Here is a 19740-nt window from a genome sequence, read left to right on the forward strand (position 1 = left end):
AATAATTAGCTCCTCTTATTTTAGTTTTTGGTAATTCTTTGTTCACCCACAAACAGCTATAAAATAAATAGCCATGTACCGTGTTAACGGTTCATGGCTATTTTGATATATTTGTTATATGGGGCGTGAGCTGGTTTTAACAGCTACATCCTCTGTTTTTGGATAAATGTATTGGGCTGGCTTGAGATAAATTTTTGTTGCATTTTTTGATTCCTGTTTAGCTCTATTTATAGCTTCAGCTTCATCATCTGCTGCCTGTTGTTCACGCTTTAGGTCCCAGAGATTATACATACAGACCACGATAAGTCCGATAAAGAGAAATGCTCCAATTGCTTGCCACCAAGGCGTGTTAATAATATTCATTGTTCAATCACTCCTGTTTTGTTAGTATGGAGAGGCGTATGACCCGCAAAGTTATTACGCCTCAAGGATTAAGCCGATTACTTAGGTAGTCGGTTTTTTCATGTCTTTCAATTGCTTGGTAAGTAGAATATATTGATTGATTTTCTCATCCAGTTTTTGAGATACTTCAATCACCTCTTGACTGAGTAGTCCAAGCTCTGAGCCGATTCTTTCCATCAATGATCGAAGCGCCTCCAGATCCGTCCAAATAATCTGAATTTGATCCTGTATTCCCTCTAGTGAACTTGGATTTTCCATATCTCAGCAACACCCTCTCCGCTAATGCTTCAACGACGATTAAAAAGAATTATGGGTTGAAATCCGCCTTCACTCCTTTAGCCTGCAATTGGCTCTAAATCAAATTCCGGCACATAAAATAGATAGCCGAGATCTGTCTGCTCATATTCCCATGCCAGGTACTCCGCAGCATCAGCAAAAGCACTACGTTCAAGCTCAACGTGCTTATTCCACCACTCCCTTCTGAGCGTAAATGGAGCACTTACAGACCAACTAGGTACTGTTCCATTGGCTAATGACATCGATTCGTCATCATAGAGTACAATTTCAGATCCGAAAGGAATCACTTTCCCTGTGAGCACATCCACCGGCAGTGGGCTAATTTCATTGTAGTTATTAATGTTCATCTTCATTTATGATCACTCCTCAAATTTTCTTTGTTTAGGATTTGGATTAAATGTTGGCGACATATACTTCTCCAAATATCTCATCCGTTTGGCGTTCCCACTTGAGTTGCCCGTATATCGCGCCGACTTCCTCTCCAAACGGCATTACGTCTTCAGAGATCAGTTCAGTTGGCACTGCGCTTACGGCATTATAATTATTAAGGTTCATTATTAAGTCCCCCTATGGATTTGTTTTTTTACTTCGTCCTGCTTATTGGCCGGCTTGCCGGCGCTTTTCGTTTATCCAAGACAGAAATAAGTTCTTCTCGGGCGAGTTATTGATCATAGGATTCGTGGAATTCAACAAAAAAACACCGGCATGAAAATCATGCCGGTGCTATTACCCTTACTACCATAAAATTCGTCTTCAGTGCAGGTTTCAACCGTTAACTGTCATTTGGAGATACGTACTACTCCCTTAACGAGCGGATACCGTTTAACTTTTTTCACCCAGACGAATGTCATCAGATATGGAAAATAAAATAATACCTTTTTAAATTTGCTGACTGGATAAATGTCTATCTTTACATTAAACCGTTTTTCTAAATTGTTTATCTTTTCCGTGTCGAGCAGATTTGTACAGAATACAATATCCTTATTTAATTCTTCTGCATAGCTTTTCATAACGCGTATCGATTTTCTTAATCCAATGGGTCTCTTTACCTTTGAGCCAATATGGAATTCTACAACGTCAGAAATTACGTTGTAAAAACCGTAAGGTTTTTGTTCTTTAGTTTTGATTGCCGAATACATCAAGATAGCAAGTGCTGCTATGAGACCGGAAATGGTTATTAGCAATGCAAAGATATAAAATCTGTCAAACATAGGATGCTCTATTACACCAACGATCGTAAGGACAGCACCCCCAGCCAAAACGAAAAATGCTGAAAGTATAGATAAAGATACCAATTCAGATAATTGCAATTTTCTCACTTAAAACACCCTCCTTCCTTTTCACTACCTGCTTTACCTTTTCTATTAAGCAATTTAATTTCTCCTATTTATCTACCTTAGCAAAGTCTAGCACTAGGACTAAGGCTCTATTTATTTTAACCGTGTCCATTGGGGCAACTTCAAACTTAGGCGTATGCCCAATAGTTACTACTTCCTCATGCCTACCAGCTTTGACAATGAACTCTTTATCCGCTGTCCTGATAACATCCCATGTGATATGTTCTTCGACACCTCTTCTATCAAACTGTGCAAAATTTACCCTTTCTTTTCTCTTTGGTTGTGTGGGGTTCTTGGGCACCTTCAGTTTCATAACTTTTTGATGTCTTATTTCCCCGCTTGCTTCGGAAGTTCTAGATGCTTTGTCAAGAAACGGAATATTCAAACCGCCCAACAGACCAAGCACAAAACTACTGATACTCATTTTCTATCTTTCCTTCTTTCTTTCTGCGTTAGTTTGTAGGCAAACTCAACCGATCTTCCAAGTACGAGTCACCTCTCAATAATACAAAGCAATTCATCCGTTTCTAGGTAATATGGTACTTCTTTAATGCTATTAAATATAACATCAATGATTTGTGCTAATTGTTATTTAATTTCTTGCCTTGAGTCATTAAAACTCCATATCTTCAGCATACTTCTGTTCCCCTTTAACTATATTAACCGCGTTAGTTAATATTAGCTTAATTTTATCCAGTTCCCTAGCGGGTAAGCCAAAGATTGGTTCCCGTTTTACATAGACGTGATCAGTTCTTTTCCCTACCGTAATCGTAAAGCAAACATCACTTGTTTTTCTAACTTGCCACGTAATTCCGTCTTCCTCACCTTTGTCACAAAAAGCATTGGATAAAGTGAGATTAACGTCAATATATTCTTTACCAACCTGATTTTGGGAAGATGCCTTGATTACGCTATTAGTAAGAACCAACATCGCTATTAGAGTCAGTACAACTATTACAGCTGTATTGTCCCCATCTAAGAATACCAAGTCTACCACAAGTGCCCCTGTACCAAGCACCACACATACCACTCTAAGGTTCTTTAGTGTTTCTAACACTCTCTAAGCCCTCCTAAGTTCTACTACATCCCATTCTGTTTCGATAACTTCAAAAGGCACACTCATACTTTCTAAGTCCTATGTCTATTACATATTTCTATATTCTTTATCGGTCGGTAAAGCCGGCAGGTTTCGTAAATAAAAAAAACAACTTACATTCTCTTATAGTGAGAATGTAAGTTGTTCCACGGTGTTAACACTATTTCCTGAAGAGAGTAATAGTTTGGAAGGTCTAATCTCTAGGAAAGTTGACCCAGTCTCATCTTCATGTAATTTATAACCATCCAAAAGAGAAATCTCCATCATATTCTGACATGCTTCCTCTACGATCTGCTTTTTCTTAGTAGGTCTGTTTGCTTTTATTCCCATGAGGAGTGCAATTTCATCTAAAGGCCAGCGTGTGATACCTTGAGCAACTTGTGCTGGTAAAAAGAGATATAAATTCTGTGCTGTGCCTGCCTTTAAGTCTTCAAGAATGGCTAGACTTAAGTAAGCAATAGCTCCTGACTGTAATGAACGGTAAACTGGATCAGAGAACATGATCTTGAATGTTTCATTTTTATCGCGCCGCCCAATTGCCTGTAAGATATTTATCCGATCTAATGAATCGATTAAACCTTTTTCATGATAGTAGGTAAATTCAAACTTACTATCTTGGAGTACTTCAAGGGATTGCCAGATTTCTTGATAGGTCCTTCCACTCGTATTACGATTCATGGCTTTAGCAAGAGAATAAATAGTGAACTCGAATTCTTTCTGTTTTCCACTTACTTCCCATAGCTTATGAATCCCAATTAATACCTTTGCATCTTGTAGGGTCAGTTCTTTCTTAGCTGGATGATAGATTTTTGTTCTTCTATTGTCGCGGACGAGAGTATTTTCCACTTCAGTAGCTGTTTTTTTAGCCCTTGGTGTTGATATTGAACTGATCGCACTCTCCGAGAAAATATGTCCATAGGGATGGGAAGGCTTATTGTAGTAGGTAGCTCGTCTGATTACCTGCGATTCTACCCAAATTTTTTGTTTTATTTGATGTTCGAAGATTTCCTTGTTAATCTGGTCTCTTTCTTCATCCGTAAGTTGCTCCTGGACTAATCTTTTAGCTAGTTGGAGTTCACTGGTTCCTTCAATTTGTATCTGCTTTAAAGCAACTTCTTTTGTTTTCGTCTTTAATTGGTCAGCTGCCTTAGTAATGAGTTCCTGTACTTTAGGATCTTCAATAGGAAGATCTAACGCTGTTATTTTACCAACCCATTGTTCTAAACTAATTTTTCGAGGAGGCATTTGATAACAGCTCCTTTCTTATATCCGCATTTTTCGTATATATAGAATACCATACCTTTTAATATTGACTATAAATTTGACTAAAATGTCCTTTCGACCACGATATATCGTCCTTTCGACCACGATAATATGTTCTTTCAACCACGATAGTTTTTCTTAGCTTTATGTGTATCTGGCTATCAACTTTTAATACCATTCTCTCTATTAAGCTCAAAAAAAAGTAATAATCGCCATAACATAGCGTTCCATAATAATCATGAATTGAAAGTAGTGATCTATACGAGGTCGAATGAACTTTTGAGTATAAGCTTCCTTTCAACCTCCATACTAAAAAATATTTTCGAAGGACTTTTTTGTTTTTCAACCACGATATTATGTCCTTTCAACCACGATATACCGTCCTTTCAACCACGATATATCGTCCTTTCGACCACGACATATAGTAAATGTCCTTTCAACCACGATACCTTGACTCAGAGAATACGACAAAATACAATGGCATTAATGTTAAATTACTAGTTTATACCACAATTCTCTTAAAAATTTCTAAAAAAAAAGCTCCCAATGGGAGCAGGCCTTATGGCCAATTCGAAAATGATTAGAATCACTCGCTATCTTGAGGTACGAACTCTTGACAGCAATTAAACAAAACCGCAGGTAACTGTTTCTGGAAAAAACAGATATCCTGGGGGCGTGTTAAATTCGCAAAAATTAACATGCCAAAAATTAACATGCCAGTTCCCTTATTATACGCAAAATCAGCTTTAAATTCAAGGGGATTGGCATGATTGGACTCTGGGAGGACTATTCATGCTGACAAATTTTATTTCATCTGAACAACATTTAGTTAAAGGTCTGAAAAGTGTACTTGATAATCAGGAACTTAAAATATACGAGAAAATGGTAATGATTATATTCAAAGTCTATCAAGCGGAATATGGAAGTGTTTTTCCTGATTACGATACGATTGCAGCAGCTGGCAGCATGTCGAAGCGCAAAGCACAGTATGTTGTCAAAGATTTGGTTGATCGTAATGAAATTGAAAAAAAACCTCGGTTTAAAGAAGTCGTAGGTTGTCCAGTTAAACAGACATCCAATTTATATACCGTGATCGAATCTTCTTCAGCAGTTAATGAAATGAATTCAACAGTACCAATAAATGTAAAAGATACACCTGAATTTGATATTTATCATGCAGAGCATGCATTTTCTGCACAAGATGCATCTGATATCAATTTTCCATGTGCACAGTATGCACCCTATAATGCAGGTTTTATTAATCAAGATTCTTTAGATCTTTATACTTCAACAGATCTAAAAGAAGAAGAAGATACACCAAATACGCGCGAACACATGTCTGAATTGTCAAAATATGCACAATATGCAGACGTGGTTAAGAAAATGATCAAGTTTCAAGGAACAGGCACGATTTGTTATCTCCAAGAGGAATTTTTATCATGCTGCAAGTACTTTAATCTTCCACCACGTCTGATCTCTAAGCTATATCCGCATATCGAGAGCAGCATACAAAAGCACCATTTTGACTCGATTTTTAGGTCACTTGAGAAGTTTACGGAGTATTTAGCTAAAAACAAAATTCATAATCCAATTTCGTGGTTTAAAGCTACCTTCAGCAACGAAGATTTAAAGGTGCGCACGGAGATAGAATTGATGAAAACCGGACAAGTCTCTTAATTTTCTACAGATCTTGCCATATTTTTCTTACTGGATGGTCTTTTCCAGTACTAGCAGCTATTTATCAGGTCCAGGATGGAACAGTTCACAGCTATTTTCTTGTAATTGAACTTTAGAGACTTTCTATTTTCACTAAAATCTCTTTAGCTAAACGATAATTCAGCTTCGATGTAGTAAGGGAGACCATTAAAAACAGACACGAGATCCAAAGAGGGGTCTTATTCTGTACCAGTCATTGCACTTCAAAAGGGGATTGAATTTATCCATTGTGGGTCGTTTTCTTATTTACACATTCTGTACGACATTCCGGACAGATTGGTTCAGTTCCACAACCGCCATCAGCGTGTTCAAAGCACTCATTAGGCACACCTAATGATCCATCACTAAAACGGTTCGTATATAGCCCGTCGAGTTGCATTTGAAAGCACTGGTCAGGGACCTCTGTGTTTCCAAAATCACCACCACATACTAAAACATGACTAATTTCGCACTCGTTTGGACAGGCCCATTCAATGATTGTTTGTTGTGGATTTGACTGTAGTATAATTTTCCTCCTTCAGATCCTTTAGAATCTCCTTTTAGGAAGAGCTTCAAAGATCCATTTTAAGATTATTGGTCTGAATTTTATATGAGGGAAAGTACTTTTGCATATTAACTCGCTAAGCAATTCCCTTTAAGTTTCAACTGTTATTGCCATTTTTCTGATTCTTGTACGCTAAGAACTTCTCGTATACAGAATTCATCCATGTTGTCGGCATCTGCAGTAGCTTCTTCTAGTGATACTTGGTCCCACCACTCTTGTGCCTGTGAATTAGCGTGTTCATCACTGACTGCGGTGACCTTAATCGTTCGAGTAACTCTGAACTCTATATCGACGTAATACTCCATGTTCCAGAAGCGATTTTTGTCATTCATGTAGTCTTCTGTAAGCCATTTTGCTTCACGCATCTTCAGTTCCGTAAAGTGGTCTATAGCATCTAGGTAGCCTGCTGGGTTACCTAATTCAGGGACACCTTTACTGTAATCAAAATCAGGGCCCTGATACTTGTCTTCAAATTCCTTAGCCCACGATATGATGGACTGACTTACATCTGTGCTAGGGACGTCTAAATCAGATTTCGGAAAAGCACCGCTACTGATTAGGCAACCTACAAGGGTACCAATTTCAGCAATGTTCTCATGTAACAGTGTTTCTCTTTGTTCTTGCGTAAGTTTTTCTTTACCATGTGTCATATTATTTTACCTCCGTAGTATCTGTGATAAGATCTTGAGTCATATATTCTTCGTTGAGAATGTCTTCAATAAGTTCATCTTTGTCTACATAGAATTTACCTACGTTTGGGAGTGGGTGGTCTGTAGAGAATCCTTGCACTACGGTATGGCCAGTAAGCTGCATTAACTCTATGGCAACATCGTAGTCATCAAAAACGCTGTAGTAGCCATTCTTGTTGGTATGTAAAGACCATGTTGCTATAATCTTAATTGGTTCTTGAAGCCACAGGTTCTGTTTCCACATCCACAAGCACCAATTATCTAAGGTCTGTAAATCACCTGTTTCTGGAACAATCCGGTGAACATAAGTTTCATCTTCGAATTGTTCAACAATGAGGATAAAATCTCCCTGATGGACCTGATGAAATTTGCTGTTAGGATATAATGCTTCGATCAAAGGTTTGAATATGTCCCATGATCCTTTAGTAAATCCCATATATAAGTTTCCTCTCTGCGCTATGCCATTTTTTGTATCGCTTTAACCGCTCTATAAGACGAAAACTTATGGTGAGCAGTCTGAGCAGGGGTTATTTCGTTAAAATCATCGCCTTATGAGTCCCCCGATTGCTACATTGCTACGTCTTACTTGCTTTGCTCTGGCTGCTACACGCATATCATGGGGCTTAAGATCTCTTTCTAATTGTTTTCCTGCTGTAATAGCAGCTGAATGAACTGTAATTCATCCTGCTCGGCTACTATGAAGCTATCTCCGCTCCGCTCAAGCTGTTCAAGCTCGTCTGATCGGTCCTTGAAATATTGTATGATTTCCGCAAAACTTGGGGCTGTCTCGCCTTCCTCCCAGTCAAAATTGGCAACGGATTGTGTATATGCTTGCTTTGTACTCTGACCGCCTTCTATGAAGCCGCTAAGGGTCCAGCCTGCTACCTCTTCTGTCATTGGGTTGGGTGTAGCTGCATGATGCTGGGGGGATTTTTTAAATGCTGTTTTATTCATTGATGTTGCTCCTTTTATTTAGTTTTTTGATCTATGGGAAGCAGAGTGTCCCTTGACGGCGCTTTTTATCTCGTTAGTTCGTCAGATGCTTGAGCCCCCCATCTAATACAATGATTTAAGCTGTGGTTTTCGTTATGATAATCCTTTATATTTTCTTGAGTCTCATTCTGAAGAGCATCAAATTTCTCTTGAATTTGTACGAAAAGTGCTTTTATTTCTCTGAGTTTCTCCATTTCAACTTTTGAAAATTTCATATGTATTCCTACCTCTCAACTTTTGAAAATTTCATATGTATTCCTACCTCTCAGCATATTTATCGCAAATAGATCCATTTAGGAGAATATACGAAAAAGACCGGCACGTTTATCGCACCAGTCCGAATTTCCGTACTTCTTGCATCCAATCAGCGAATCCTTCGTGTAATCAAATGAATCGTGCCAGATTCTCATAACTTTCTTTTGTCAGACTTTGCTGTAAATATTCTTTGAACTCCTCTTTAATTCTGTTTCTTACAGCATGAATGTCATAAGATAAATAGCCCTCAATTGTATGGATCTGGTTGATATTTTTAAAGAGATTCATGAACCGAATTTGACCTACATCGCTTGCAATTTGCTCATAGGCTTCCCCCGGAGCATTATGAGAAATCAGAACCTCATATCTTTCTATTTGTTTTTTCGTTAGTTTCATCAATCATATATCTCCTTTTTGGCGTAAAATGCACCTTTATTTTGAGGAACGATTAAGATATGTCGTACTCATGTAAATTTAAGAGTAAAATAACCTGCTTTCTATAGCGCTTTAATTTCCTTCTACCATGGATCAGATCTGATAAGCGAGCCTGTGGTATATTATTTTGTTCGCAGAATGTTTTCTGATCTACTTCGAGTTCAGCTAGGCGTCTTTTAATTGCCCAGCCGAAAGGTGTGACCTTACTTTGTATCACGTAGGATCATCTCCTTTTCTTTCAATAGATTAACCTTATTTTTATCTTACCAGAGTTAAGAGATAGACAAACATGTACAGGCGATCGTTTACGGGCACCTTTGTAGTTCTTATTGCTGTATGGGGAAGAGGGGAAGACCTCCCCTGATTAGATAAGAGAACAGCTAATTTAACTGATCTTTGGCTTCATTTATTTCAGCATTTTCGAGACTTAGCATTTTTCTTTCATAGTCTAAGATTTGTTCCCATGTAAGCCATTCAGGTTTATCATCTTCAGCGAAACTATTGTGTAGCTTTTTCATATTATCGATATGCTCTTTCTCATCTAAAGCCCAAAGGATATTGGTATTTCTGTTACCGTTGTTTAAATAATACTCGCAGTCACTTTGGAACCTGCCTAACATCATATAACGAAATGTTGCATCTGATTTTAATATACCTTGCATCGCCAAAACCTCCGTTGTTATTTCGCAATCATAATTTGTAACGTATCTTATCGAGCGTTTAGCTTAATTTCCCAAGCTAGGCGAACCACTGATTTAACCGGTCGTTATCGACGTGTATACCCAGTGGTTACTGTTACCATGATTAATGGTGCTATCATTTTCTATCCTTCACATTTCTAATTTTCCATAATGTGTATCATGTCTGAGAGGGCCTTCCCGACCCTCTGAGGATTCTAAGAATACAACAGCTTTAACAAGTCATTGTCGCTTTGAGGGGGATTTGTTTGGCTATCCGTGATCCCAAGAAATTTCTTTTCTGATTCAATCTCTTTCTTAATGCCATTAACCCAGATGCCACGTATTTCGCGCTCCTGATCAGTTTTAGCTGCATCTAAACGAGAGGACTCATGGGAGAGCCGCACGTAAAGAGCATCCAGGTGTGATTTATCTGGTATGCTCATCGTTTTTGACCTATTCTGCCTTGTATTCATCAACTAGCTCCCATTCCACTAGAGATGGGTTAGCCGCCTCATACGGTTTTGTCTTATAGATCTTAATATCTACTGCGTCACGTGCCCCGTACGGGTAGCCGATAGCAACTTCGTTGTCCCAGAAGATCAGGCCTCCGTTACCTTCCATACCTTTACCTATTCCAAGAAAGGAGTCTGAGTATTGAAGACGCGATAGGTCTGATTTAACCAGTCGTTTGCCCGCCTTAACCTTATTTACGATAGCATCCAGGTACATTTTTTTGCTGATGTAACAGTTTTCACAGGTAGTTCCTTCTAAAAATATCTCTTCACATCCAGGGAACATCTTCTTCGCGCAATGCTCGCAACGGGAAACCTCTCCAGCGTCCATATATTCTCCATTACGCAACTGTTCATCTGTAGCTGCAAGCATTCGGTTGATCTGGTTAATGAAATTTTCTTCGCCGTCTTCGCGAATCACATATCCGCAACTCCAGCTATCAAAAGAAATGCCATCTCTTATAACCAGCCACTCGTCGCCGCCGTCGATCTGATTAATAAAGCACAAATTTTTGAAGTAAAACGCTTGGCCAAGGCACCAATTTCCCCCACGTAGCTTCTTGACTAGGGTACCGATAGTCATACACTCACTGAAGGTTGTACGTGTGAATTCTGGGTCGTAGGCCTGTCTGATCCATGGATTTTCATTCCCGATCTTGTACCAGGTCTCGATGTTGGACAAATCTGTATAACCCAGCTCCTTGAGGATTACCAGGTTTGAGTATGTTGCTCCCCAGGATGTAGGTCCGTTAGCAATGGTCTTTTCCATGTTATGGATCTTAGATTCTTTCATTTCTTCTCTACAAGTTTCAGGTGTACCATCCTTATACGTGTAGGTGTAGCTCACCTCGAAAACTTTTTCTGATACTGGCGTTGTTTGATTCATATTAATTCCTCCTGTTTTATGAGATTTGTAGTAGGGATCATTAGGGACTCCAAAAAGCCTCTCACAATAGTGAGGGGCTTCAGCAATTCCTAATAAAGCTAAAGTTTTTCGTAGAATTCAGCTTCATTTGTACAGCCTTTAACACTGCAGATGCCCACTGCTCCTGGCGAGATGGTTAATTTAGCGCACTGTACACATAGCTGCACAGTTCCATCTTCCCTGATGTCGTCATACTTAAGAGATTTTGCAATTTGTGTGTTCATGTAATTCCTCCATAGGTTTTATATTGTGAGAGTATTGGTACTCCCCTGTACGTTCTACGATCGGGAAGTTTTGCTAAGTCCTAGTCTTTGGCGCATTGGCCAATTTGATAAAAAGTAAAGGGGGGTATACCAAACGTCCGGGCCTTCTAGATCGGATTCGGTGGCGGGCTTGCTTAGCGAATCACCGATGATTACATATCCGCCACAGCCGAGCAGGGAGAGCTGTACGTAGCACATAAGCGCGGCTGTCCGGTCAATGTCTTGGGCGGTAAAGAGGATGCTCTGTTGGAAGTTGATGCCTTGAGAGCGGGCTTCGTTAGCGAAGGCAATGAGCGTAGCGCCGGCACCGCAAGAAGGGTCGTTTGCAGTTATGAATCCCGTTTCGGTGAGCTTCTTAGATAAATCGGCGATCTCCATCTGAGCCATCAGCTGACATATGTTATATGGAGTGAAGAATTGACCTTTCCAATGATTGCTTAATTCTAGCTGCATAAATAAATCGCCGAGAAAGTCTTGTTCGGGATTTATTTCAAGAGCTTGCACGATCTCAGCAAGGAGCATTGGAAAGATTTTTTGCTCGCTAGGATTATATTTTGCATTTAAGCTAAAAAAGTTGGCTTCGCGGACATTTCTGTGGGTATGATTGATAGTGTTAGAGATTCCACTAGCTGCCATCTCAATGAAGTCGCTCCATACTTGCCAAGCACTATGTCGGTGCGTGAGTTTTGTAAACAGTTCTATGAAACGTTTTTGTGCCGGGGGCAGACCGGTCTTGTTGTTTTTCATTATTTTTCCCTCCAACTTTTTGTTATTACATACTGAATGCCATTTGGCCATTGATTGGTTTATACCGTTCGAACTTAAGTATTTTACCGGTTCCGAGGCATAGCTCCGGAACATTCGATCGAACGAGTGATTTGGCAAAAAGCGGAGGGACAGCATTGCCACAGCGGGCAAGTTGTTTGCTTTTTGGATACTTTTTCCCGTCTGCGTCCACGTCGATGATATAGTTTTCCGGGAAACCCTGAGCTGCGAACAGTTCATGTGGCTCAAGCATACGCATACCGATGTCTATAATTTGATAGTCAACGTCTCCGATTGTGACCGTTCCGAAATCATCTTTCAGACTGCTTTTGTTGCTACTATAGTATTGCTGTAGAAAGGAGCGGACTTCGTCAATGTGCGTTTCGCCTGCAGTAACTGCAGGTACCGGCTCTGTGAGCGGCTGTACGACCTTATCAGTCTCGTGATACTTGAGTAGAGGTCTTGTAACCAAAGCGCTCTTGTCACTAGCAGTGGCCGCTACGGTGTCAATTGGAGCGCTCTTTGATGGAATAGAGTTTGGTAGCGCTAGAACTGCTTCGGCGACTGCAAACTTGTTGCCTGCAGCTGTGATCGTACCTACTGGTTTATTTAGGTCCAGGACGCGAGGGGCTTGTCCGTTTCGCTCTGTGTAGCCCATTTGAATGAGTGTCGGGCTAATTAACTTGTGATGCCCACCCGAAGCAAGGGTCCTAAGCAGCTCGTTTTGCAGCTGCTCGCTTCCGAACCTTGTCTGTCGTATCTGGGCGATGCGTGGTGTGACGGCATTTTTAGATGTCATGACAAGAGGGCGGGGGTTATTGATGATGTAGCGATCAATCCCGCGAGCGATCCGGCGCTTCGTATTTTCAGCCAGCTCTTTTTTGCGACTAAAAATGGAGTTGCACTTAATAGACCAATCAATGATCTCCGCAGCGGTACGCCATGGTGCGAGTTTCCCGCTCTGTACCTCAGGGCTATCAGGAGCCCCGTGGGTCGGCTCTGGCCATACAATTGGACGACCGTCACAGCGAGCGACCATAAACAGTCGCTTCCGACTTGTCGGAGCGCCGTAGTCGCAAGCGCGTAATTCGCGCCATTCAACATCATATCCTTGGCGTTTTAAAGCGCTTACAAATGAATTGAAGGTATATCCTTTCCGTTTTGGATCAGGGTAGTAGACTCTTAGTTCATGAGGTACTTTTTCACCAGGCTCCGAAAGGACCAACTCATACTTGTTAGGATCGTTTGGATTCAGAACTTTTTTCATTAAACGGCCCGTTTCCTTATCACGTTCTGGAATAACAGGTCCCCAAGTTTTGAATTCTTCTACGTTTTCTAACATGATGACGCGGGGGTGGACGGTGGCTGCCCAACGAACCGCTACCCATGCAAGCCCTCGTATGCTTTGCTCAACAGGCTTCGAGCCTTTGGCTTTTGAAAAATGTTTACAGTCTGGAGAGAGCCAGACTAAGCCAACCGGCCGACCTGCTGCTGCATCGCGCGGGTTGACGTTCCATACCGATTCACAGTAATGCTCTGTCTCTGGGTGATTTACCTGGTGCATGGCGATCGCATCCGGATCATGGTTAATGGCTACTGCTGGACTTTCTCCAGTGGCAAATTCAATACCAACTGAGGCGCCGCCTCCACCAGCAAAGTTGTCTATGATAATTTCCTTCATGTATATCCTCCATTTACATGAGCACAGGCTTTTCTTAAACCAGGTCACGTATCAATTTTTTATGGTTAATACACCGAGCACATTGGAGAATAAAATGAACTCTGGGCTCAGCGTAATGGTTTAAATACTACTTGTTCAGAAAAAGCTTTAATTTCGTATTATGTATTGGTCGCGGTTGGCGACGTGTTTGAACCATTTGCTTGAGAAAGGGATAAAAAAATAAACCGGCATGCAGGCTTGCATACCGGTTTATTAGATAGTAAATATGATGGGGGGGAGAGATCTTTTGACGCGATCCTTGTTATTCATACTCAACCACATTTCTGTAAGGCATAGCTTCAATTACAACAAAGCCTAACACAGCAATCACCAACGCTAACATAATTATGTACATCACCCCATATGGATTAGTCTCCACGTAACTCAGCATGATTTTTGTAGTCATATTTTCTGCCAACTTTTCCGATAACCAGCTACTATTCACCTTGTCTCCTATCCTTCTTCAATCACTATAAGTAATTAAAGTTCACCATTCGGGTTTTTATTTGTGATCAATCTAGTTTGTAATTACTATCTAAACTACTTACTAATTAAATAAAGAGGGGTGAGTTCACCCCTCGATTTCTTACAGTCCTGAAACTAAAGTAAAGGTAAACACAGAACGATAAGTACCTGCCATAAGACCAGTATCTCCACCAACTGTGTAATTACTACCTTCACCTGCAGAATTAACTTTAACTCTATCAGGCACACTCAAGGTGAAGTCCATTGGAATCTCATAAGAACCCATCCCTTCAAATGCAGGAGCAGTTGCTAATGTTTGTGATATGTTAGGCGTAAATACTTTCTTGCCTACATTAGCTAGTTCAGATTCAGGTCCAGATACAGTCTTACTATTACTTACATCTACAGCTAATGAACTTGCAGGGATACTCACTACTAATGATTGTGTGTTAGTAGAGTTATCATTCAAAGGATCTGAAACAAAGTCTTCGATCTTCAAACTGTACTGCCAACCCTTACCATTACCACGATAATCGTCAACTAATGCTTTACTTACGGAGTTGATTTGTTGGTAAGGTTTAGTACTATCAATCACTATTGTAGAAAGGTCAGCGCCTTCAAATCTAGACATTAAAGCACCTGCATTGATATTAATATTTACATCTTCGGAAGTTGAATTCTCGAAAGGACCTTCAGGAATGATTGGTTCGCCCGAAGGCACCACTAGGACGAAAGGTCCACCAGAATAAACAACAGTACCATCCGCTTGTTCTCTAACTTCTACACGGATGTTATGCGTGCCCGATGTCAACACTACAGGCCCACTATACAAAGTCCAAGTATCAGCTAGATCGCTCTTATAATAAACTTGTTTACCAGTTGCAGATACGCCAAGATCAATGACCATTTCACTATTAACTGCCCTAACGCTTGGGTCAACAGTTGTAGTTATAAATTCGGCAACTTCACTTTCTGTTCCGCCAGCACTTACTACTTTGGCTCTAATAGTATGTACACTATTTGAGACTGTCACAACACCAGTAGTCTTAATCCAGCTTCCGCCATCGATTGAATGCCAAGCAACACCTTCGCTTGGTTCATATTGCACTTCGATATTTAAATCGAAATCATCATTCAATCCAGTCTGGGAAATCACTGGTTTAGTCACTACATCCGGAATTGCTACTTCGTCTGCTGTTACATTAAAGGACTTACTAATTAATTCTTCATTTCTACTGTTTACTACCCTAACTTGTACTATGTGATCGCCAAGAGCTAATGTTAAATTGTTCAAAACATTATGATCTTGCCAAGCATCATTATCTACCTTAACTTGAACTTTGGCATTACCTGTAAAGGTTGCGCTAACTTTAAACTCGGTACCACTTACTTTATCCAACAAAGGATGTCCACTAGTGATATCGATTGGTACATTATCTAAAGTCAAAGTTCCAATCTCACTAGTCAAATCACCAGTGTTAGTTGAACGTGCTTTGATAGTTACAGTACCTGTTTGTGTTACCGTAATAGGTGCAGTATAAGCTGTCCAAGCACCATCATTAATTTGATATTCTTTAGTTGCCAAGTCAGCATCAGCACCATAGTTAATTCCAACTACAGAACGATCAAATTTGTCTTGGCTAGTGATTGCAACTACTGGAGTAGTTGGTTGTGTTGCAGGTGGTACGAAGTCAGCAGGATAAAGATTAGTTCCACCGGTTATAGGCGTGAATGTTCCACTACTGTTGAAACTACCTAAAACTCCATCTTCATCTATCGCATATGCATACGATCTACCGTCAATACCGTTCTTTATATTATACAGTTCTGAGAACTTCTTAGATAACGTGGTAAATACCGAGTTCTTCCATGTAATCACAGTCCCGTCTTTCTTTAAAGCAAAAACGGTTGCATATGAACTTGTAAGGTTATCTACAGCAAATGTTTTTATGTCTTTAACCTCATTAGAAGTTCCTGATATCCTAACGGGGTCTTCTAAATTAGATGTTCCTGAAAGACCTAATGTAAAGTCAGAGTTGGAACCTAAGCCATAAACATACCCATTATCTTTAAGATACAGGATAGATCCCTTGTTCGTTCCGAAGACTGAAACAACTCCACTACTTGCTATAGTTCTTCTTTCGGCAAAACTCGTATTAAACGGGGCTTCCCAGTTTGTAGGAGAGGTACCCCAATAATCTAAGGAGCCATCTTTTAATTGTAAATAACCAGTACTATTAGAGATTCCACCAAACTTACTGGTGTAGTTCGCCATTCTAGTCACATGATCGATATCTATATCAGCTGGCACCTCTATTAAACTTAAGGCTTTTAATGCTTCATTGCCTCCAGCATTTCGATCGTCATACTTAGTTAAATCTGTTAGAGTGTACTTCTTACCTGCGATAGTAAAGATACGTTTAGCAGCATTGCTGGTGGTGGAACCCGTGTATTCGGGAGAATGCACAGTCCCTTCAAGAAACTCCATATGGAATTCATCAGCCGAACTGAAGACAGGAAATTGAGTGAGTTTTAACGGTTTAGCAGTAGTTAAACTTGTGAGCTTGAAATCATTACCTATGAGGTACGTAACTCCATCACCTACTAATAAAATAGACGTGTTTGCTAATTCAAAGATCTTTTTAATGCCTTTAATAGGGTCTCCTGTTTCAGGGTCAACAACCTCTGTAGGCACTAGTTTAGTTTGTTTAACTCCGATACCTAGTCCGCCGGATTCCCCAGTTCCCCATGCAAGAACACTAGTATCCTCCATCAATGCGAAATACTGTCCCGAACCGGCCGGACTACTCGCCTTATTCCTAGTTGCATAATCTTTAACACCGTCGAGCACTTTTGCTACAGTAGTAGATTTCGTACCATACCAAAGTGTACCGTTATTATCAAGATACTCTACGTCCCCTTGATAGTATGTATCATACTTTTTTAGGTTAGGCGGAGTTTGGATAAGTGCAGTAGTTGGTAATGTCTTCTGAATTAGTGACGTTGCATCGTTTAGTGTTATTTTTATCCCCTGATTTGTGGAGAATGTAAAGTTATCGGGATAATAAGGTTCGATACTTACAACCTTTCGAGAATCCGCCGCTTCCGCCTTAGGCTGTGGGATTGTCAATGACAACGAACCTAACAGAAGGGACATCGCTGTGGTAATAGTTAAACTTTTCTTCCAGTCAAATTTCTTCTTATTCATCTCTCACCCTCCTATATCCCGGAAGTAGCTGTATAAGTGAACACAGATTGATATTTCCCAGCAACTACACCGATTTCTTTACCTTGAGTGTTTCTTATAGTTTTAGGTAAAGTCAAGTTATACGCTACTTCAAATTCATAGGCACCCTGACCTTTTCCTGGTTCCACAGAAAGCACTACCCCAGGTTGATTTGATAAAACTTTGTTTTGTGCAATTTCCCCACCACTAGTAAAATCAAGTGGCACACCACTAATCGTATCCACAACAGTTGCCGAATACTTAACAGTGCTAATAGGCAAAGTGAATTGTTCCTCACCCATCGTAGTTACGAAGTCTGTAGCCGAGACACTATATGTCCAACCACTTCCATTACCTCTAGAGTCTACCGCTTTAACTTTAGTTGTAGCTTTCGAAGTTTGGTTTGACTTAGTTGAAGCTAGTGTGATATCAGTAAAGTTTAACTGAGCTTGGTTAAAAGCCAAGTTACCTCCTGATACTACCACTTCTTTTTGTTGCTCTGCCGCATATGTAGTTAACGGGAATGTTAATACTAGTGCGCAGATTCCAAGCAATATTTTCTTCATTACTCTTTCACATCCTTTTTGTATTGGTTAGCGGAGACACTTCATCCAAGGTACATGAGAATCACCTCCTAGCATACATAACATTAAATGTGTGTTATGAACTTATCGTCTTGTAACTCTCCTAACCCTACGACGTTCTTCATCTTCTTTCTTTTTACGTTTCAATAACAAGAAAAGGAGGAAGAAGAATCCAACAATAAAGATGATCAAAATAAAGATAATAATGATAGTTAACCAAAGATGACTTTTAATCCATTCAAGCAATCCACCACCGGCAATGACACCAGCATTGGTTAACTCTTCTAGAGACTTGTTTGCTTCTTTTTGGGTTACTGTAAACTTGAATTCTTTGCTGATAGTTTCGCCAGAGTAAGTGGCTTCATAATAAGCTGTATACTCTCCCGGCCAAAGAACTTTGTCTTGCACGGTATAAACCATGTCTGCCGTAGTTGATCCATAAATAGAACCTTCCATAGCAGAAGCGTCATACTCCTCACTAAACATTTCTATTCCTTTCGAGTCCTTGACTCTGATAAAACCACTAGGTCTTTCTAAAATAGTTCCGTTGTTACTAAGTTTAACAGTCAATTGAGAATAACCGTTTGCTATGTATGAGTGCTTAAATCCATCAATACTCATGCTATGTGTTGCTTTATCTACGTCCTTCTCAAAGACTACCTGCACACCAATTCTTTGGATTTTCTCGATTAATAAGGTGGTCTTATCCTTCTCAGTCGTACCACTGTTTAGTATTTCATCTTTAACTTCTTCCGCAGCAACTACTCCAACATATTGTCCGGCTTTAAGATCCTTAGGTATCGTAAAGTCATATGAGAGCTTTTTTTTCTCTCTCGCTTTGAGTGCTACTTTATAACTACCATTTGGCTCTGCCCATGATCCAACCGAATTTAGATAATCACCACGCGTTGAAAACATTTTCCCACCATTAACCCCAGGTCTGGCATCGGCTGGATAAACCCAAAGATCCAACGGCTTGTTAGTTAAATTAGAAAGGTAAAACACATAATTCTTTTCTTCTCCACCAGCCACTTTGTCTCTGTAAAAACCAGTTGACTGTTCTATCTCCTTAACAGGAGTTAATAAGAAACTACTTCCTTCTTCAGCACCTGCAACTGTCGAACCCAATGACAGTGATAGCAACAACGACATTAAACCAACTTTCCATTTCACTTGCTTCATAATAATCTCCAATCACCTTCTATTTGTCTTACTAACTTGCTACGATACATTAAATAAAGAGGGGTGCAATTGCACCCCTCACTGATCCTAAGCTAACGGACTCGTTTCTTTAATTCCATCAAGTTTCATAACTTCATGCAAATCAGCACATCTTCCAATAACTTCAGCTGTCACCATACGGGATACACCAGTACGTGCCTTGTTAGTTGTTATGTATGGAATCTTCTTAATCAAGCATTCTCGTGTAATATATTAAGTTACTGAATAATCTCAAACATATAATGTGTGACATAAAGTGCTTATATTCTACTAATTAAGTGTTTCAGTCAGTTTTCTGGAATTCTGTGATATAGGAATACCAACAAAATTTTTTCTCCTTAAAAGGATCTCA

Annotated in this window: 25 protein-coding genes; 1 reads left to right on the plus strand and 24 read right to left on the minus strand. The window is 39.9% G+C overall.

Annotated features, from left to right (window positions below; genetic code table 11):
* Positions 1-114 precede the first annotated feature (114 nt).
* From H9647_RS19550 to H9647_RS19585, 8 genes are all read right to left on the minus strand, one after another.
* Positions 115-363: a hypothetical protein gene (locus H9647_RS19550; RefSeq protein WP_191803159.1), complete on the minus strand. Its 249-nt coding sequence runs from the start codon at positions 361-363 to the stop codon at positions 115-117.
* Between the two features lie 81 nt (positions 364-444).
* Positions 445-660, minus strand: a complete 216-nt coding sequence (locus H9647_RS19555; protein ID WP_191803161.1) for an aspartyl-phosphate phosphatase Spo0E family protein — start codon at positions 658-660, stop codon at positions 445-447.
* Between the two features lie 77 nt (positions 661-737).
* Positions 738-1052, minus strand: coding sequence for a hypothetical protein (locus H9647_RS19560; protein WP_191803163.1), 315 nt, complete (start codon positions 1050-1052; stop codon positions 738-740).
* Between the two features lie 40 nt (positions 1053-1092).
* Positions 1093-1254, minus strand: coding sequence for a hypothetical protein (locus H9647_RS19565; RefSeq protein ID WP_191803165.1), 162 nt, complete (start codon positions 1252-1254; stop codon positions 1093-1095).
* Positions 1255-1478: 224 nt separating this feature from the next.
* A complete protein-coding gene (locus tag H9647_RS19570) occupies positions 1479-2018 on the minus strand; it encodes a hypothetical protein (protein WP_191803167.1) in 540 nt (179 codons plus the stop codon).
* Positions 2019-2082: 64 nt separating this feature from the next.
* A complete protein-coding gene (locus H9647_RS19575; RefSeq protein WP_191803169.1) occupies positions 2083-2460 on the minus strand; it encodes a hypothetical protein in 378 nt (125 codons plus the stop codon).
* Between the two features lie 189 nt (positions 2461-2649).
* The gene (locus H9647_RS19580; protein ID WP_191803171.1) at positions 2650-3093 is read right to left on the minus strand and encodes a hypothetical protein; all 444 of its coding nucleotides are present in this window, start codon (positions 3091-3093) and stop codon (positions 2650-2652) included.
* Between the two features lie 162 nt (positions 3094-3255).
* Entirely contained in the window at positions 3256-4377 is a 1122-nt protein-coding gene (locus tag H9647_RS19585) for a replication initiator protein A (protein WP_191803173.1), read from the minus strand.
* 810 nt (positions 4378-5187) lie between these two features.
* Here H9647_RS19585 and H9647_RS19590 point away from each other — a divergent pair.
* Positions 5188-6072, plus strand: a complete 885-nt coding sequence (locus tag H9647_RS19590; protein ID WP_191803175.1) for a hypothetical protein — start codon at positions 5188-5190, stop codon at positions 6070-6072.
* Between the two features lie 687 nt (positions 6073-6759).
* Here the strand turns inward: H9647_RS19590 and H9647_RS19595 are convergent.
* The 16 genes from H9647_RS19595 to H9647_RS19670 form a co-directional block, all read right to left on the minus strand.
* Positions 6760-7305 (minus strand): hypothetical protein, encoded by a 546-nt coding sequence (locus H9647_RS19595; protein ID WP_191803177.1) that lies wholly within the window; start codon positions 7303-7305, stop codon positions 6760-6762.
* Between the two features lies 1 nt (position 7306).
* Positions 7307-7780, minus strand: a complete 474-nt coding sequence (locus H9647_RS19600; RefSeq protein WP_191803179.1) for a hypothetical protein — start codon at positions 7778-7780, stop codon at positions 7307-7309.
* A gap of 200 nt (positions 7781-7980) precedes the next feature.
* A complete protein-coding gene (locus tag H9647_RS19605) occupies positions 7981-8298 on the minus strand; it encodes a hypothetical protein (RefSeq protein WP_191803181.1) in 318 nt (105 codons plus the stop codon).
* Positions 8299-8363: 65 nt separating this feature from the next.
* Positions 8364-8552 carry a hypothetical protein gene (locus H9647_RS19610; RefSeq protein ID WP_191803183.1) on the minus strand — a complete coding sequence of 63 codons (189 nt, stop codon included), beginning with the start codon at positions 8550-8552 and terminating at the stop codon, positions 8364-8366.
* Positions 8553-8721: 169 nt separating this feature from the next.
* Positions 8722-8988: a hypothetical protein gene (locus H9647_RS19615; RefSeq protein WP_191803185.1), complete on the minus strand. Its 267-nt coding sequence runs from the start codon at positions 8986-8988 to the stop codon at positions 8722-8724.
* Between the two features lie 52 nt (positions 8989-9040).
* A complete protein-coding gene (locus H9647_RS19620; protein WP_404822643.1) occupies positions 9041-9244 on the minus strand; it encodes an XRE family transcriptional regulator in 204 nt (67 codons plus the stop codon).
* A gap of 163 nt (positions 9245-9407) precedes the next feature.
* Positions 9408-9689, minus strand: coding sequence for an LPD11 domain-containing protein (locus H9647_RS19625; RefSeq protein WP_191803187.1), 282 nt, complete (start codon positions 9687-9689; stop codon positions 9408-9410).
* Between the two features lie 233 nt (positions 9690-9922).
* Positions 9923-10150: a hypothetical protein gene (locus H9647_RS19630; protein ID WP_191803189.1), complete on the minus strand. Its 228-nt coding sequence runs from the start codon at positions 10148-10150 to the stop codon at positions 9923-9925.
* A gap of 10 nt (positions 10151-10160) precedes the next feature.
* The gene (locus tag H9647_RS19635) at positions 10161-11105 is read right to left on the minus strand and encodes a hypothetical protein (protein ID WP_191803191.1); all 945 of its coding nucleotides are present in this window, start codon (positions 11103-11105) and stop codon (positions 10161-10163) included.
* 98 nt (positions 11106-11203) lie between these two features.
* Positions 11204-11368, minus strand: coding sequence for a hypothetical protein (locus H9647_RS19640; protein ID WP_191803193.1), 165 nt, complete (start codon positions 11366-11368; stop codon positions 11204-11206).
* Between the two features lie 54 nt (positions 11369-11422).
* Entirely contained in the window at positions 11423-12154 is a 732-nt protein-coding gene (locus H9647_RS19645) for an N-6 DNA methylase (protein WP_191803195.1), read from the minus strand.
* 25 nt (positions 12155-12179) lie between these two features.
* On the minus strand, positions 12180-13853 hold the full coding sequence (locus tag H9647_RS19650; RefSeq protein WP_191803196.1) for a DNA cytosine methyltransferase: 1674 nt from the start codon (positions 13851-13853) through the stop codon (positions 12180-12182).
* 301 nt (positions 13854-14154) lie between these two features.
* Positions 14155-14310 carry a hypothetical protein gene (locus tag H9647_RS19655; RefSeq protein WP_191803198.1) on the minus strand — a complete coding sequence of 52 codons (156 nt, stop codon included), beginning with the start codon at positions 14308-14310 and terminating at the stop codon, positions 14155-14157.
* A gap of 168 nt (positions 14311-14478) precedes the next feature.
* Positions 14479-17565, minus strand: a complete 3087-nt coding sequence (locus H9647_RS19660) for a WxL domain-containing protein (RefSeq protein ID WP_191803200.1) — start codon at positions 17563-17565, stop codon at positions 14479-14481.
* An 11-nt stretch (positions 17566-17576) separates the two neighbouring features.
* Positions 17577-18149 carry a WxL domain-containing protein gene (locus tag H9647_RS19665; RefSeq protein WP_191803202.1) on the minus strand — a complete coding sequence of 191 codons (573 nt, stop codon included), beginning with the start codon at positions 18147-18149 and terminating at the stop codon, positions 17577-17579.
* 102 nt (positions 18150-18251) lie between these two features.
* Entirely contained in the window at positions 18252-19349 is a 1098-nt protein-coding gene (locus H9647_RS19670) for a hypothetical protein (protein WP_191803204.1), read from the minus strand.
* Positions 19350-19740: the final 391 nt, after the last annotated feature.

The sequence above is a fragment of the Paenibacillus gallinarum genome (assembly GCF_014836635.1).
GTDB classification, from domain to species: Bacteria; Bacillota; Bacilli; order Paenibacillales; family Paenibacillaceae; genus Paenibacillus; species Paenibacillus gallinarum.